The organism is Vibrio fortis, from assembly GCF_000695685.1.
Classification (GTDB): Bacteria; Pseudomonadota; Gammaproteobacteria; order Enterobacterales; family Vibrionaceae; genus Vibrio; species Vibrio fortis_A.
On record NZ_JFFR01000012.1, the window covers coordinates 65883 to 81027 of the forward strand.

The window sequence follows — 15145 nt, forward strand, 5'->3', positions numbered from 1 at the left end:
AGATTTTGTCAATTTTACAGCGCGAGATCATCCTAATCAGAGAACCTAAAACTGATTCAAAACCCTTCCTATATCACTGAAATTTAAAACAAAAAAAACCGCACTAATAAGTGCGGCACCTTGGGCTTGGTAAATAACAGGGATTTTACAGTTTCACTTTTTTTGTGAAATTCGTTTTATTAGATTTCTGTTATCTGGTCGATTCCTTTAACTTCAAGCGCATTGCATGAAGGACAGGTTCAGTGTAACCACTGGGCTGAGCACAACCTTCAAAAACCAACTGACAAGCAGCTGAGAACGCAATGCTGTTTTCAAAATCATCCGCCATGTTGCGGTAATTTGGATCACCTGCGTTTTGCTCATCAACCACTGCAGCCATGCGCTTCATTGTGGCCATCACTTGTGCTTCATCACAGATACCGTGACGAATCCAGTTTGCAATGTGCTGACTTGAGATACGCAGTGTTGCACGGTCTTCCATCAAGCCAACATCGTTGATGTCTGGCACCTTAGAACAACCAACACCTTGGTCAATCCAGCGCACTACGTAACCCAGAATACCTTGGGTATTGTTATCAAGTTCACTCTGAATATCTTGAGCGGTCAGATTTTGGTTACCTAGTAATGGGATCGTTAGGATGTCGTCAACATTCGCTCTTACACGCTCACGAAGTTCTTTTTGACGACTCGGTACGCTCACTTGGTGGTAATGAAGTGCATGCAGCGTTGCAGCAGTCGGTGATGGAACCCATGCCGTGTTTGCACCCGCTTTAGGGTGACCTAATTTAGCTTCCATCATCTTGGCCATGTTGTCTGGCTCTGGCCACATGCCTTTACCAATTTGCGCCTTGCCTTGTAGGCCACACGCTAAACCAAGGTCGACGTTTTGATCCTCGTACGCGCCAATCCAAGTCATGGTTTTCAGTTGTGCTTTTGGAGCAAACGGCCCTGCTTCCATGCTGGTATGGATCTCATCACCAGTACGGTCTAGGAAACCGGTATTGATGAATACCACTCGGTCTTTCGCGGCGCGGATACACTCTTTTAGGTTAACCGAGGTACGACGCTCCTCATCCATAATGCCCACTTTAATCGTGAAACGCTCAAGACCTAGGGCATCTTCAATTCGACCAAACAACTCATTGGTAAACGCCACCTCTTCTGGGCCATGCATCTTAGGTTTTACAATGTTGATGCTATTGGCAGTCGAGTTTTGGTACGGGCTGTTACCCTTCAAATCATGCATTGCGATAAGCGAAGTGATCATGCCATCCATGATGCCTTCTGGTACTTCATTACCGTTTTCGTCGATGATTGCTGGGTTAGTCATAAGGTGACCAACATTGCGCACAAACAGCATGCTTCGGCCTTTCAGAGAGATCTCTCCGCCGCTAACACTGGTGTACTGACGATCTGGGTTGAGGCTGCGAACAATCGTCTTACCATTCTTCTCAAGCGACTCTTGTAAGTCACCTTTCATCAAGCCTAACCAGTTTCGGTAAGCAAGCGCTTTATCTTCACCATCTACCGCTGCAACAGAGTCTTCACAGTCCATAATAGTCGTGAGTGCTGCTTCAACCAGAACGTCTTTAACCCCAGCAGCATCTACGCTGCCAATAGGTGCACTCGGGTCAATTTGGATTTCGATATGAAGGTTATTGTGTTTAAGAAGAATACAAGAAGGTGCACTTGCCTCACCTCGGTAACCGATGAACTGGCTGTGCTCGATAAGCGTAACTTCTTCACCATTCTCTAGCGTTGCGGTAAGAGTATTACCTTTGCTGACATTGCTAATGCTGTATTTAGTGACGTCTTTGTGGGAAACACCGTTTAATGGCGCTGCTTCGTCTAGAAATTCGCGAGCATACCCAACTACCTTGGCACCACGAACTGGGTTGAAACTACCCCCTTTCTCTGCGCCATCTTCTTCACTGATCACATCCGTGCCGTAAAGGGCATCGTATAGGCTACCCCAACGAGCGTTTGCTGCATTAAGTGCAAAACGCGCATTCATGATAGGCACTACAAGTTGCGGGCCTGCTTGAGTTGCGATCTCTGGTTCTACGCTGGCTGTGGTGACTTCGAAATCGTCACCTTCTGGAACAAGGTAACCAATCTGTTGTAGGAATTGCTTGTACTCAACCGGATCCAGCGTTTGACCAGCTCGCTCTTGGTGCCACACATCAATTTGATGCTGAAGGTCATCACGCTTAATCAATAATTCTCGGTTCTTTGGGGCAAGGTCTTTGAGGATATCAGCAAAAGACTGCCAAAAATCTTCGGCGTTAATGCCTGTCCCCGGAATGACCTGTTCATTAATTAACTGGTAGAGGGTGCTATCAATGTTCAAGCTTCCCTGTTGAATACGACTGCTCATAAAATCTCTCTCAAATTAACCGATGACTACTCAATAAACTACGTAACGGACCAAAATTTAGCTAATTTATGCCATTTATATTGAATATTCATGAAAAAAATACCCGTAAATCGGGACTATCCTGTCACGCCGCTCTCTATTTCACTAGCGACACTTTTAATCAAACGACGCATCCATTGATGGTCGGGATTACTCTGCAATAACGGACTCCATGCCATCTTCACCTCAAAAGGTTCAATAGCAAATGGCGCAGGCTTGATCAGCAAATTAGGGTTATCTCTTTGCAGTTGAGCCGCCTTTGTTGGAATCGTCAGAATCAGATTCTTCTGTTGGGCAAAAAGAATGGCCGACAAATAATGTCGCGTAAACACCGTGATGTTTCTCGTTTTACCGATACGCATTAGTGCCTCATCTATCCACCCCAATTTCTGTGCTTCACTTGGGTTGATCCCGACGCCAGTACCCATTCCCGTCTTGCTTACCCAAATATGTTGAGCTTTTAAATACGACAAAAGGCTAAAGTCATCGGCAATTGGGTTGTCGCAACTGAACAAACAGGAGAACCCGTCGTGCCAAAGGCTCATCTGATGGAAGGACTGAGGGATGTTGTCAAAACGGTTGATAATAATATCAACGGTGCCCTGTTCTACGTCCTGATAACTCACGTCACTGGGCGTCATAATATCGAGACGAATCTTCGGTGCGATCTCACTAAGCCTTCTTAATAATGGCTGAATAATGGTCGATTCTGCGTAGTCACTCGCCATGATTCGGAACACGCGTTCGCTGTCCTCCGCCCGGAATTCGGTGGTTGGCTGCAATGTCTTCTCTACATTAGCCAAGATATTTCGAATCAACGGTTGAAGCTTTTGCGCGCGCTCCGTTGGTATCATCCCTTCACTGGTTCTCACCAATAATGGGTCCTCTAAAAGGTCGCGTAATCGACGAAGTCCATTACTCATGGCTGGCTGAGTAATACCCAGTTGTTTGGCTGCACGAGTCACGTTTCGCTCTCGCAATAACATGTCTAAATACACAAGTAGATTAAGGTCTATACGAGCAATATTCATATAAAAAATACCGAATATAATAACTATAAATTAACAAAATTATCACATGTGTGATTATTCTTTGTCCATAGCAAAGTTTTAATCCAAGCCAAATTTGGCAAACATACCCCACGTGAAACTAAGGAATAGTTATGTCGCAAATCACACAAGATATCGAAATGATCGAAGTTGCAAAACGTGCTGCTGGTGCTCCATGGGATGCTATCAACCCTGAATCTGCTGCTCGTATGCGTGCTCAAAATAAATTCAAAACCGGTCTAGACATTGCGCAATACACGGCAGACATTATGCGTGCAGATATGGAGGCTTATGACAAAGACAGCTCTCAATACACTCAATCTTTGGGTTGCTGGCACGGTTTTATCGGTCAACAAAAACTGATTTCAATTAAAAAGCATTTTGGCGGTAAAACAGATCGTCGTTACCTATACCTTTCTGGTTGGATGGTTGCGGCATTACGTTCAGAATTCGGTCCTCTTCCAGACCAATCAATGCACGAAAAAACAACCGTTGCTGGCCTAGTTGAAGAGCTATACACATTCCTACGTCAAGCAGATGCTCGTGAGCTAGGTGGTCTATTCCGCGAACTAGACGCAGCACGTGAAGCTGGTGATGTTGACCTACAAGACTCTATTCAAGACAAAATCGACAACCACGTGACACACGTTGTACCAATCATTGCAGATATCGATGCAGGTTTCGGTAACGCAGAAGCAACTTACCTAATGGCTAAGCAGATGATTGAAGCGGGTGCTTGTTGTCTACAGATTGAAAACCAAGTAGCGGATGAGAAGCAATGTGGTCACCAAGACGGTAAAGTAACGGTACCTCACGCAGACTTCCACGCGAAACTACGTGCACTTCGTTACGCTTTCCTAGAGCTAGGCATCGACAACGGCATCATCGTTGCGCGTACTGACTCACAAGGTGCAGGTCTAACAAAAGAGATCGCTGTAGTGAAAGAGCCGGGTGACCAAGGCGATATCTATAACTCTTACCTAGATGTAGAAGAGATCGATGTAGCTGACATGAAGCAAGGCGACGTTTGCTTCAACCGTGACGGCAAGCTTGTTCGTCCTAAGCGTCTACCTTCAGGCTTATACCAATTCCGTCAAGGTACTGGTGAAGACCGCTGTGTATTTGACTGTATTGAAGCAATCAACGCAGGTGCTGACCTACTTTGGATTGAGACTGAGAAACCACACATTGGTCAAATCAAAGAGATGATGGATGGCGTTCGTGCAGTACACCCTAATGCGAAACTGGTTTACAACAACTCACCATCGTTCAACTGGACGCTAAACTTCCGTCAACAAGCATACGATGCAATGGTTGAAGCTGGTGAAGACGTTTCTGCATACGACCGCGCTAGCCTAATGAGTGCTGAATACGATGAAACTGAGCTGTCTAAGCGCGCTGATGACAAGATCCGTACATTCCAAGCAGATGCGTCTCGTGAAGCAGGTATTTTCCACCACCTAATCACGCTACCAACGTACCACACGGCTGCGCTATCTACAGATAACCTAGCGAAAGAGTACTTCGGTGACCAAGGTATGCTGGGCTATGTTGCAAACGTTCAACGTAAAGAGATTCGCCAAGGCATTGCTTGTGTTAAACACCAAAACATGTCTGGTTCAGATATGGGTGATGATCACAAAGAGTACTTTGCTGGTGAGAACGCGCTGAAAGCTGCGGGCGAGTTGAATACTTCACACCAATTTGACTAATCGCTTAACGAGCTTCCTCTCTTCTTCTCCTGGTGAGAGGGGAAGCTCATCTTACTAAGCTTTTATCCCCCGAAAGCTTGGTATCAACTAAACAAAACGCGATTTTTTCAAAAGCCAGATTTGCGTGATAAACCACTGTCCCTTCTCGCTCTTCTGGCTAAACTAATACCATTCATGTTGTTGAGAGTGCCTATGATTTCTGTACCTACCTACTTACAAGATGCAAAAGAACTGCTAACTGACGATGGCTTTGCAACCGGTGATATTTGGTATCACGGAACCTCTTCAGCCTTGCTTGCTTCAATTAAAGGTCAAGGGCTGAAACGCTCTGGAGACAAAGCACTGAATGAAGCAGCGCAGAAAACAATGGCCACGATTGGCAATAACTACACCGAATCGACTGAGCCTGTATTCCTGACTCAAAGTAAAGAGCTGGCTTACTACTGGGCGCAACAAACGGTACGTGAACGTAGCGTACGTTTCGAAGGTGATGAGCAACCTATCGTACTGGCGGTTAACTTATCAGAAAAACAACAAGCGAAAGTAAGACCGGACGTAGGCGCAATGAGCCTATTAATGATGAGTATCGGCGAGAACTTCATGGCACACTTAGCTAAGGTATACCAAAAGTGTGGTATTGAAGGACCGGATATTGATCTTCGCTCCGCAGATCGTATGGACTACCAAAATAAGCTCGGCATGGCGTATATCAACGAAGACATCAGCCGCGCATGCATCAGCGAAGTGCTTGAGCCAGAAATGACTGACTGATTGATATCACATTAAGCTATATAGAATTAAAAAGAGGACTCATTGAGTCCTCTTTGTCGTTTTGGTGCTGCTAATTTTCTTAGCTGAATAGCCTAAGTCATTATCAGACCGCTATTAGCCGCCAATGCTATTTACCACCAATGCTTAGACGCGCGAAGCGCACATCTGGAGCAAAGAAGGTACGGCTATCATTGCTGAGTTGGCTATTACCTACAGCATCAATTTCTTGCAGCATCTTGTAGAAGTTACCCGCAACCGTAATACCGCGAACAGGTTGAACTCTCTCGCCATCTCGGCACAAGAAACCACTCGCACCAAATGAGAAGTCGCCGCTCACCGCATCTGCTCCCGAATGAACACCTTGCAGTTCCACCAGCTCTAAGTACTCGCCCGCTTTCACTTCTGCTATGCTGCTCTGGCCTGTTGTAATCACACGATGATTTGCTGATACATCTAAACTCGACTTAGCGCCACGTGCAGCACTTGCCGTCGATGTTGCACCTAGATAGCTCGCTGTTTGGCTATTATGAAGTAGTGTATTTAACTGACCATCGACAATAATCGCATTGTCTTGAGTCGCAAAGCCTTCGCTATCAAAGCCCGCAATCGCCATACCATTCGGCATATACGCTTTATCAATGAAAGACAGCAGTTCACTCGCGATACCTTGACCTAACTTGTCACCGAGTGGCGTCATGCCCTTCATAGCGCTCACACCAGAAAATGCACTGCCAAACGCGCCGAACAAGCTGCTAAGCGCATTGATGTGGAAAATCGCAGAATAGTTCCCAGTAGCAACTGGAGCACCATCAAGCAGATCACGAGCTAGGTTGTAACCTTCTTCAATGCAGTAGGCTGGCTGCAACTCATCGAAGCGACGACCTACTGACATTTTGCCCGCCATCGACTGCTTGCCATCTTTCTCAAATAACGTATAGGCATAACAGTTAAATGAACGCTCAAAGTGCTTACACAGTGAGCCTTGAGTGTTGGCGATGATCAATTGAGACTCACCATCGCTGTAACCATTGTATGGTGAGCTCTTTGCGTGCGGATGACTAACCACACCTTGCTCAAGCGCTAAAGAGAGCTCGATTTTTTCATCAACCGACGTTGTGTCTTGTTGAGCAATTTCAGCCACATCCGTCGTAATTGTGCTGTTTACACAACTGATGGTTTGATGCTCATCCTGCTTAGAGAAACGAGCACTCTGCAACGCGTTCGTCAGCAGTAGATCAAGGCTTGGTTGCTCTAGGGATTCCGAGTAACTAGTCGCGACACGTGCATCTTTGACCACACGCACACCCAGAACTTGGCTTGAGCTCACTTTATATTCATCAAGCTGACCTTGGTTCGCTTTAAGCGAGAAACTATTACTGCTGTTAACGATAACGTCTGCTTCCGCACCTTGGCGTTTCGCTTCAGCAAGTACGTATTCAACGGCATTAAGAAGTTGTTGTCCTTGGCTCATTAGTTACCGCCTCCTACTAGAATGTTATCGACCTTCAACGTAGGTTGACCAACCGTCGTCGGTACCGAACCACTCACCGAACCACACATACCCGGTGCTAACGCCATATCTTGTCCAACCATGCTGATCTCTTTCAGCACTTTAGGACCAGTACTAATCAAAGTTGCTGTCTTCAATGGCTTAGTGACCTTACCATTCTCAATCAAGTAGGCTTCACGGACCGCAAAGTTAAATTCACCAGTGCCCGGCTGAACAGAACCACCACCCAGTTTCTTCGCATAAATACCGCGTTCGATGCCTGCGAACATCTCATCAAGAGTATGTTCACCCTCTTCAATGAAGGTATTACGCATACGAGACGTTGGCGCGAACTTGTAGTTTTGACGACGACCAGATCCCGTCGGTTCATAGCCAGTTTTCATGCCGCCCATTTTGTCGACCATAAAGCTGGTGAGCTTACCGTCTTTGATCAGCTGAGTACCCTGTGTCGGCATACCTTCGTCATCAACATGAATGGAGCCCCACTCATTCGTCATGGTGCCATCATCCACTGCATTTACAGCAGTATGCGCGATCATTTCACCCATTTGATCATGGAATACAGATGCTTTCTTAGCAACAGAAGTTGTCTCTAGTAAGTGGCCACACGCTTCATGGAAAATTACCCCACCAAAACCATTACCAATCACCACAGGCATTTCACCAGATGGACAAACATCCGCGCCCAATTTGATCAGGGCTTGCTGGGCAATGCTTTGACCAAGTTCTTTAGCATCTAACTGCTCGCTAAATTCCCAACCAGCAAGTGCGCCCGGTCCTTCCATACCAGAAGACTGCTCAGTACCCTTTTGCGCAACAGTGTTACCAGAGACACGAATGTAGTGGCGAGTATCGTCAACGTGAAGGCCTTCTGAGTTGAAGATAGAGACTTGCTGCTCGCGTTGAAGCGCACTGCCGATAAACTGACTAATGTACTCACTTTCTGCACGCGCCGCTTTGTCCGCTTGCAGTAAGAACGCAATTTTTGAATCGAGGTTCGCGTCTTTGCTCAATGGCATACGACAGCCATGCTGCACTGGGTAACGGTTCAGATTCAGAGCACCTGCAGAAGCAATTTGCTCACGTTTATCTTTTGCCGCCAGCAATGATGTTACGCGTTTTAGTTCATTCTCATCGGTACTGTTGGTGTAGCCATAAAGGACTTTATGACCGAAGAAGAGGCGGATACCGATGCCAAAATCGATGCCCGAGTTAACCTTGTCCACTTCACCAGACGCAATTTGTACGCTGCTGGTTTGGTGGTGTTCAACGAATAGCTCTGCGAAATCAGCCCCTAAAAAGAGAGCGTGATCGATCACCGCTTTCGCCGTTACAGAATTAAGCATGAAATCTCCTTGCTCGTTGATATTCCTAGCCAATCTAGCCTACGCATCAGCACCTCTTCATTATGCGATTCAATCATTTACGGTACTGAAGACATGTTGGCAATGCGTTAAATTTTAACATTATTTGTAGTATATGCTCTAAACAAAGCCGAATTTATTAAGTTACTAAAAAGCTAAATTCTTTACACCGAGTGTAAAAACCCTGAAAGGTAAGCGATAACTTGATCCGCTAACGGGGAAGACCGTCCTTAGTTCCACGGTATTTAAAAGACTTCCCAAAGAGCGTCATCACTACGAGAAACAAGGGCTCAGTGAATCCAAAAGCCATGTAAACCTCATCTCATTCATAACGTTTTTTTCGATGCACAGAGCCAAAACTCGGAACAAAATAGGCAACGCTTTATACCGCATTTACGTCAGTAATCAGCGGTAAAATAATCATCAGATAAACAGCGAGACCGAACCCGGAGTAGCCAGTATGAATGATGACGCCAAACACCTTCTTAACCAACTTTGCGCTGAATACGATGCCCTTTCTGAGACATGCCAGTCTCGACCGTTTCCCGAGTTTTCCGAAACCATACACACCGAGTTTGGTCACTGCTTCGTGCGCTGCCCTGTGGGAAGCCAGCGATTCAGCATTGTGTCGGTTAACTTCTCCCCCTCTGTCCGCAGTCAAGGTGTGCTGACTGAGTTCATCGACTATGTAAAACGCTCTCCTTACCACTACCGAGGCATTGAAGTCGCAATCATCGAAAACAGAAGATTGGCGCAGCATCTATTGTCACTCGGTTGGCGATACAAATCTCTGTTCACCAAACTCTTTCGCTCCAAGACACCCACACTAGTACAAGATTTTTAAACTCAACCACGCGTATTTACGGCAAATTTAGTTCAATGGTATGACTAATTCATTGGAGCTAACCGACTGATACATAAGGTTACAACTTGCTCTAATAACAATCATCAATACTGATCTGAGTTAATAAATCGACTGCAAGATAACCTTACTTTTAAAGTGGTTTAATAATAAAAATATAAGGAAGCAGTCATGAAAAAAGTTCTAGCCCTCGCTATAGCTACAGCAGTCTCAACACCCGTATTCGCAGACCACACCTCCATCAACGGTATGGACTTTGGCCCACTAGCGAAACTTGTCGGCACATGGAAATCTATTGATGCTGCAGGCGTAGATGTTTCACCCGGCCAGAAAGGCACAGAAGTTGGCGCAGGTGGCCCAGCAGTGACCCCGTTTTATGAAGTGATGACGTTTGAAGTCGCAGCGGATGCAACCAATGCCAGTGATCAGTACCTTGTTGCGCTGTATTACAAGCAAGAGGTATTCAGAAAATCGGATGATTCTAAGTTCCATGATCAGCGTGGTTACTTCATTTACGATCAGAAGAATCAAATCGTCTACAACTCATTCTGCGTACCAAGAACCACCTGTGTCACAGCAGAAGGGCCTGCAGGTGACAACATGACACTGGTATCTTCTAAGCGCGGCATCGCAGAGTCTGAATACATGACCGACAACGCAAAGACCACTGACTTCACCATGAACATCGTGATTTCAGATGAGCAAATCACTTACTCTCAAACCACGGGCTTAGAGATCTACGACAATGTGTTCGCCCACACTGACTCAAGCACCCTGGTTAAGGTCGACTAACAAGATCAAGCCTTCGAAGGAATAGTTCCAGAACAAAACTAACGCCCAATGCACATCTGCTTTGGGCGTTTTTTCATTCCTTTCTAAGCTAGCTATTAGTACCAAGTTATTAATAATTCGAACTAAATCGCGCCCTTCTCTTTGTTTGTGAGCTAAGATTTTAGGTAACTCAATTTATAAGCGTTACTGCTAAACAAGCCCCTAGGGAGAGGTGATGGAAAGGCCACTCGTCGCACTTAAACGTGCCAGTAAAAGCTTTGTCGATGGCAAAGAAAACCATCAAGTATTAGAAGGCGTCGACTTTGCACTAGAGACAGGTTCAAGTGTGGCTTTAACCGGTGCTAGTGGTAGTGGGAAAAGTACTCTACTGAATATGATTGCTGGATTTGAACCGCTCTCTTCTGGTGAGCTGTGGATAGATGGCGACAACACCAACCTCTGGAAAGACCCACACTGGAGCCTGTTCCGCCATCAAAAACTCGGCGTGATCTTCCAGCAGTTCAACCTATTAACGCCCCTGAATGTTAAACAGAACATCGCCTTCCCACTGCATTTGAATCAACAACAATGGAATAACTGGTGTGACTATTTGGTCGAAACACTTGGCATCAGCCAACTGCTAGAAAGACATGTATCTGCGCTATCCGGCGGCCAACAGCAACGAGTGGCGATCGCACGTGCCCTGGCACATCAACCCAAACTGCTGCTCGCCGATGAGCCAACAGGCAACCTCGATCAAAAAGCCGGTATCGAAGTGATGAAGCTACTAAGTGAAATCACAACCCAAGGAAACACTGCAGTTCTGTTGGTCACCCACAGCAATGACTGCGCCAAGTTTATGCAGACACGCCTGCGCCTTGAAAACAGTGAACTGCATAACGATCAGCGAGTGCGTCCCCAATGCCAAAGCGACCTCTCATATGAAGCACGCTAGAGTTAACGCTTTCAAATTCAATCATACTAAGCTTGCGCTGAATCTGTTTGCCGCTCACTATCGGCAAGCGCCCCTTCAAGCCGCAGCTATTTTGATTGGCATTGTATTAGCCGTGACTCTATTTGTTGCAGTACAAGCCATAAACCTAAACGCTAAGCGAAGCTATGCTGAGTCCACCGAGCAACTGAGTGCGCAAGCGCAGAACCTAATTATTCCACCAGCAGGGCAAAACTACTTGCCAGAATCGCTCTACTTTACTCTCAGACAACAAGGGTTGAGCGCTGCACTGCCCGTAATTGAAGGAAGAGTGAGAGACGAGCAAGGTCGCCGTTGGTCGATACAAGGCAGTGAACTGATCACTGCGATCACATCACGTTCGCGATACACATCTAACAACGATCACAACGTTTCTCTGTTCGGTAGCCTATTGCCGCTTCCGGAACTGTTAGCCAGTAATCCCATCGTGATGATGAGCCAGTCGCAGTACCGAAATATCGGCGAACTCGACACGCTGGTTTTGGACGACATTAAAACGCAAGTCGCGGTTTTACCCGATGAATGGCAGCTCGGTAGCCGAATGTTGATGGATATTGGATTTGCGCAGAGGTTGCTCAACAAACAAGGGCAACTCAGTTACATCGCCGTTTTCGATTTAGGGAATGACACTCAAGCCTCTTGGCAAAAATACATTAGCGACCAAGGGCAATGGATAACCAATAATCAAAGCACCGATTTAGGCTCTCTTACCGACAGCTTTCATCTCAATCTAACGGCAATGAGCTTGCTCGCATTCCTGGTCGGACTGTTCATCGCCTATAACGGCGTAAAATACAGCTTACTCAAACGTAACCGGCTGCTCGTGCAAATTCAGCAAGCCGGAATAACACCCACTATTGTATTCTTAGCCTTGCTAGTCGAGCTCACCATCTTAGTGGCTATTGGTGCCTCAATTGGCTTTGTTCTGGGCATGCAGCTCAGCCATTGGCTACACCCAACAGTTGCGCTTACCCTGGAGCAACTTTATGGCGCGACACTACTGCCAGGGACGTGGCAATGGCAATGGTGGGCTCAAGCCCTACTACTCACTTTGGCAGCGACACTGCTTGCGTGTTGGCAGCACTTTAAACAGCGAGTGCAACAACCGCTCTCTTCCCATGGCGGATATTACCAAGCGCCAGATTCATCCAATGAAAACCACCTTTTCATTGTAGGCGTGCTACTCACAATCACGGCAATAGCTGGGCTTTGGCTGAGCGAACATCATCGTTTCACCATGGCATGGTTGGGGCTTTTGGTTGTGTCGATTCCTCTATACCTTCCAAAAACACTGGTGGTATTAGCGATTTGGTGTGAACAACGCACACGTTCCGGGTTGATGCAGTATCTGTTTGCAGAACTACGAGAACTTATCTCCCCTCTTTCTCTGGCGATGATGGCACTGCTGCTCGCCGTGACCGCCAATATGGGGATGAATACCCTAGTCGGCAGCTTTGAATCAACACTCAAACAATGGCTTGAACAGCGACTTCATGCCGACATCTATGTCAGCCCGTCTCAAGGGGAAATCGCCAATGTTGAGCTAGCTTTAGAGCAATTTGAAAACGTCCAAACCGTTTATAAACAGTACTACGTCGACGACAACCTAAATGGCTTACCTATTTTGCTCGGCACCAAAGACAAAGACACCCTAGAGCAGACCATGGTGTTTCAATCTCGGCTTGATGACTTTTGGTCGCGTTTCTATCAAGGTGAAGTCGTCGCAATCAGCGAGCCTACCGCCGTTAAACTTGGGTTATCACTTGCAAGTGAATTTACGCTCGACGCGATTCCAAACAAAGCACTCATCGTCGGCGCTGTTTTCCATGATTACGGATCCCCAAATGGAGAAGTACTCTTGGCCCCGAAACTCTGGCGAGAAAGCGGCTTTACGGATTTACCCACCAGCCTTGGTATTAAAGTCTCTGGCAGTCCAGATCTGGTTTATGAGCAGTTACGTAAAGATCTAAACCTGCACCCAAGTCAGCTCTACGACCAAGCGCAGATCAAATCCATCGCCTTGGACATATTCTCGCAGACCTTTGCCATCACTCGAGCGTTAAATGGCGTTACATTAATGGTTGCTGTAATCGGCCTATTCACCGCCTGTTTTATGTTGCTCGATGCGCGCAAAGCTGCGATTGCAAGGCTGTATGCACTTGGTGTGAATCGTAAAAAGTTGATGGTTATGGTGATCGGTCAGATTGTCGCGCTAGTCAGTTTTACTCTGGTGCTCGCCTTACCACTGGGTGCTTTGGTCGGTTATGTGCTCACCGATATTGTTACCCTGCGCGCATTTGGCTGGAGCTTGAACTACCAATGGGATTGGAGCGATGCACTAAGCATTGCTGCCGTGACCATTGTGGTCGGCGTGATTGCCACCCTGATACCGCTTTGGCGTTTAGTGAGTAAACCTGTCGTCTCTAGTTTGCAAAGTGAGGTTTTGTAATGATACACCCCATCAAACTCACCACTTTTACTCTACTCACTCTGGCACTGGTTGGTTGCGAAGGGCAGCAACCTCAAACCATGGGGACACTATTGGGAAGTGCTGAAAGCGACCAATCACAAGATGACCAGTTCACTCCTGTTACAGAAGGAGTTGAAATCAACTTCCCTGCAGACCACCAAGCCCATCCCGACTTTCGCCATGAATGGTGGTACTTAACTGCAAATTTAACCGATGAAGATGGACAATCTCTCGGTGTACAGTGGACCCAATTTCGCTTTGCCGCCGCCCCACCATCTAATTCAAATGAAGCCAAGAAAACACAATGGCAAAGCAGCCAGATCTACATGGCGCACAGTGCTGTTACAACGAATCAAAAACACTACGCAGATGAAAAATGGTCTCGTGACCACGCAGCTTTAGCAGGTGTCGATACTTCGCCATTTCGTGTTTATCTTGATGATTGGCAGTGGACATCGTCAACCGATGATCTTTTCCCTGCCACGTTGAATGCTAACTCCGAACAGTTTGGCTACTCGCTTACTCTCACCAGCCGTGCGCCCTATCAAAAGCAAGGTAAGCAGGGTTACAGTATGAAAAGTGCCGATGGGCAGGTGGCTTCCTACTACTACAGCCAACCGTTTATTGATGTTTCTGGTGAAGTCATCATTGATGGCGATACACATCAAGTCTCCGGTAAAGGTTGGATAGATCGGGAGTGGAGCTCACAGTTCTTGCTTGATTCACAGCAGGGCTGGGATTGGTTTGCATTAAGGCTTGATGATGAAACTAGCCTAGTCGTATTCCAACTACGCGATTCTGAAACGGGAAGCGCAAGTTACTCCAATGCACGCTTAATGCATAAAGACGGTTCAGGTACTGCTATTGCGCAAGATGAGATTGTAATGCGTGTGCAAAAATACACGCAAATCGATATCCGAGACTACCCAACGGGGTGGACAATCGCGATTCCAAACCACGAAATTGAGCTTACCGTTTCAGCACTCAATCCCAACGCAAAAATGCCGCTGTCAGTCCCATATTGGGAAGGCCCAGTAACAATCCAAGGTTCTCACTCTGGAAGTGGCTATATGGAGCTGACGGGGTATTGAGTGAAAGCATAGCTCCTGAGTAGAAACGGTTTGTAGCGGGTGCGTCAAACCGGTTCTTTAGGGTTAGGTCAACACCATGAGAGACTAACTGCTCAATCGCGTAAATGTCTAATGAACCGACATATTTTGAAAAACTTC

General features: G+C 46.6%; 11 protein-coding genes. 7 read left to right on the forward strand and 4 right to left on the reverse strand.

What is annotated here, in order from left to right:
- Positions 1–190: 190 nt before the first annotated feature.
- Together VFDL14_RS14940 and VFDL14_RS14935 are read right to left on the reverse strand one after the other, a co-directional pair.
- Positions 191–2377: a malate synthase G gene (locus VFDL14_RS14940; RefSeq protein ID WP_032550469.1), complete on the reverse strand. Its 2187-nt coding sequence runs from the start codon at positions 2375–2377 to the stop codon at positions 191–193.
- A gap of 116 nt (positions 2378–2493) precedes the next feature.
- Complete coding sequence (locus VFDL14_RS14935; RefSeq protein ID WP_032550470.1) at positions 2494–3447, reverse strand: LysR family transcriptional regulator; 954 nt, start codon at positions 3445–3447, stop codon at positions 2494–2496.
- Positions 3448–3578: 131 nt separating this feature from the next.
- Between VFDL14_RS14935 and VFDL14_RS14930 the strand changes: the two genes are divergently transcribed.
- Positions 3579–5177: an isocitrate lyase gene (locus VFDL14_RS14930; protein WP_032550471.1), complete on the forward strand. Its 1599-nt coding sequence runs from the start codon at positions 3579–3581 to the stop codon at positions 5175–5177.
- A 192-nt stretch (positions 5178–5369) separates the two neighbouring features.
- The gene (locus VFDL14_RS14925; protein ID WP_200870288.1) at positions 5370–5948 is read left to right on the forward strand and encodes a hypothetical protein; all 579 of its coding nucleotides are present in this window, start codon (positions 5370–5372) and stop codon (positions 5946–5948) included.
- Positions 5949–6075: 127 nt separating this feature from the next.
- Here VFDL14_RS14925 and VFDL14_RS14920 read toward each other — a convergent pair whose 3' ends face one another.
- Together VFDL14_RS14920 and VFDL14_RS14915 are read right to left on the reverse strand one after the other, a co-directional pair.
- Positions 6076–7419 (reverse strand): TldD/PmbA family protein, encoded by a 1344-nt coding sequence (locus VFDL14_RS14920; protein ID WP_032550472.1) that lies wholly within the window; start codon positions 7417–7419, stop codon positions 6076–6078.
- Positions 7419–8804, reverse strand: a complete 1386-nt coding sequence (locus tag VFDL14_RS14915; RefSeq protein WP_032550473.1) for a TldD/PmbA family protein — start codon at positions 8802–8804, stop codon at positions 7419–7421. Before VFDL14_RS14915 ends, VFDL14_RS14920 begins: the two co-directional genes overlap by 1 nt.
- 478 nt (positions 8805–9282) lie before the next feature.
- On the opposite strand from VFDL14_RS14915, the gene VFDL14_RS24925 reads away from it, so the two are divergent.
- The 5 genes from VFDL14_RS24925 to VFDL14_RS14890 all read left to right on the forward strand — a co-directional run bounded on the left by VFDL14_RS24925 (position 9283) and on the right by VFDL14_RS14890 (position 15007).
- Positions 9283–9666: a hypothetical protein gene (locus VFDL14_RS24925; RefSeq protein WP_084181841.1), complete on the forward strand. Its 384-nt coding sequence runs from the start codon at positions 9283–9285 to the stop codon at positions 9664–9666.
- A gap of 189 nt (positions 9667–9855) precedes the next feature.
- Positions 9856–10476, forward strand: a complete 621-nt coding sequence (locus VFDL14_RS14905; RefSeq protein ID WP_032550475.1) for a heme-binding beta-barrel domain-containing protein — start codon at positions 9856–9858, stop codon at positions 10474–10476.
- Between the two features lie 214 nt (positions 10477–10690).
- Positions 10691–11410 carry an ABC transporter ATP-binding protein gene (locus tag VFDL14_RS14900; RefSeq protein ID WP_032550476.1) on the forward strand — a complete coding sequence of 240 codons (720 nt, stop codon included), beginning with the start codon at positions 10691–10693 and terminating at the stop codon, positions 11408–11410.
- Positions 11397–13895 carry an ABC transporter permease gene (locus VFDL14_RS14895; RefSeq protein ID WP_032550477.1) on the forward strand — a complete coding sequence of 833 codons (2499 nt, stop codon included), beginning with the start codon at positions 11397–11399 and terminating at the stop codon, positions 13893–13895. The genes VFDL14_RS14900 and VFDL14_RS14895 overlap by 14 nt, the downstream gene beginning before the upstream one ends.
- Positions 13895–15007: a lipocalin-like domain-containing protein gene (locus VFDL14_RS14890; RefSeq protein ID WP_032550478.1), complete on the forward strand. Its 1113-nt coding sequence runs from the start codon at positions 13895–13897 to the stop codon at positions 15005–15007. Before VFDL14_RS14895 ends, VFDL14_RS14890 begins: the two co-directional genes overlap by 1 nt.
- The last annotated feature ends 138 nt before the right edge of the window (positions 15008–15145 follow it).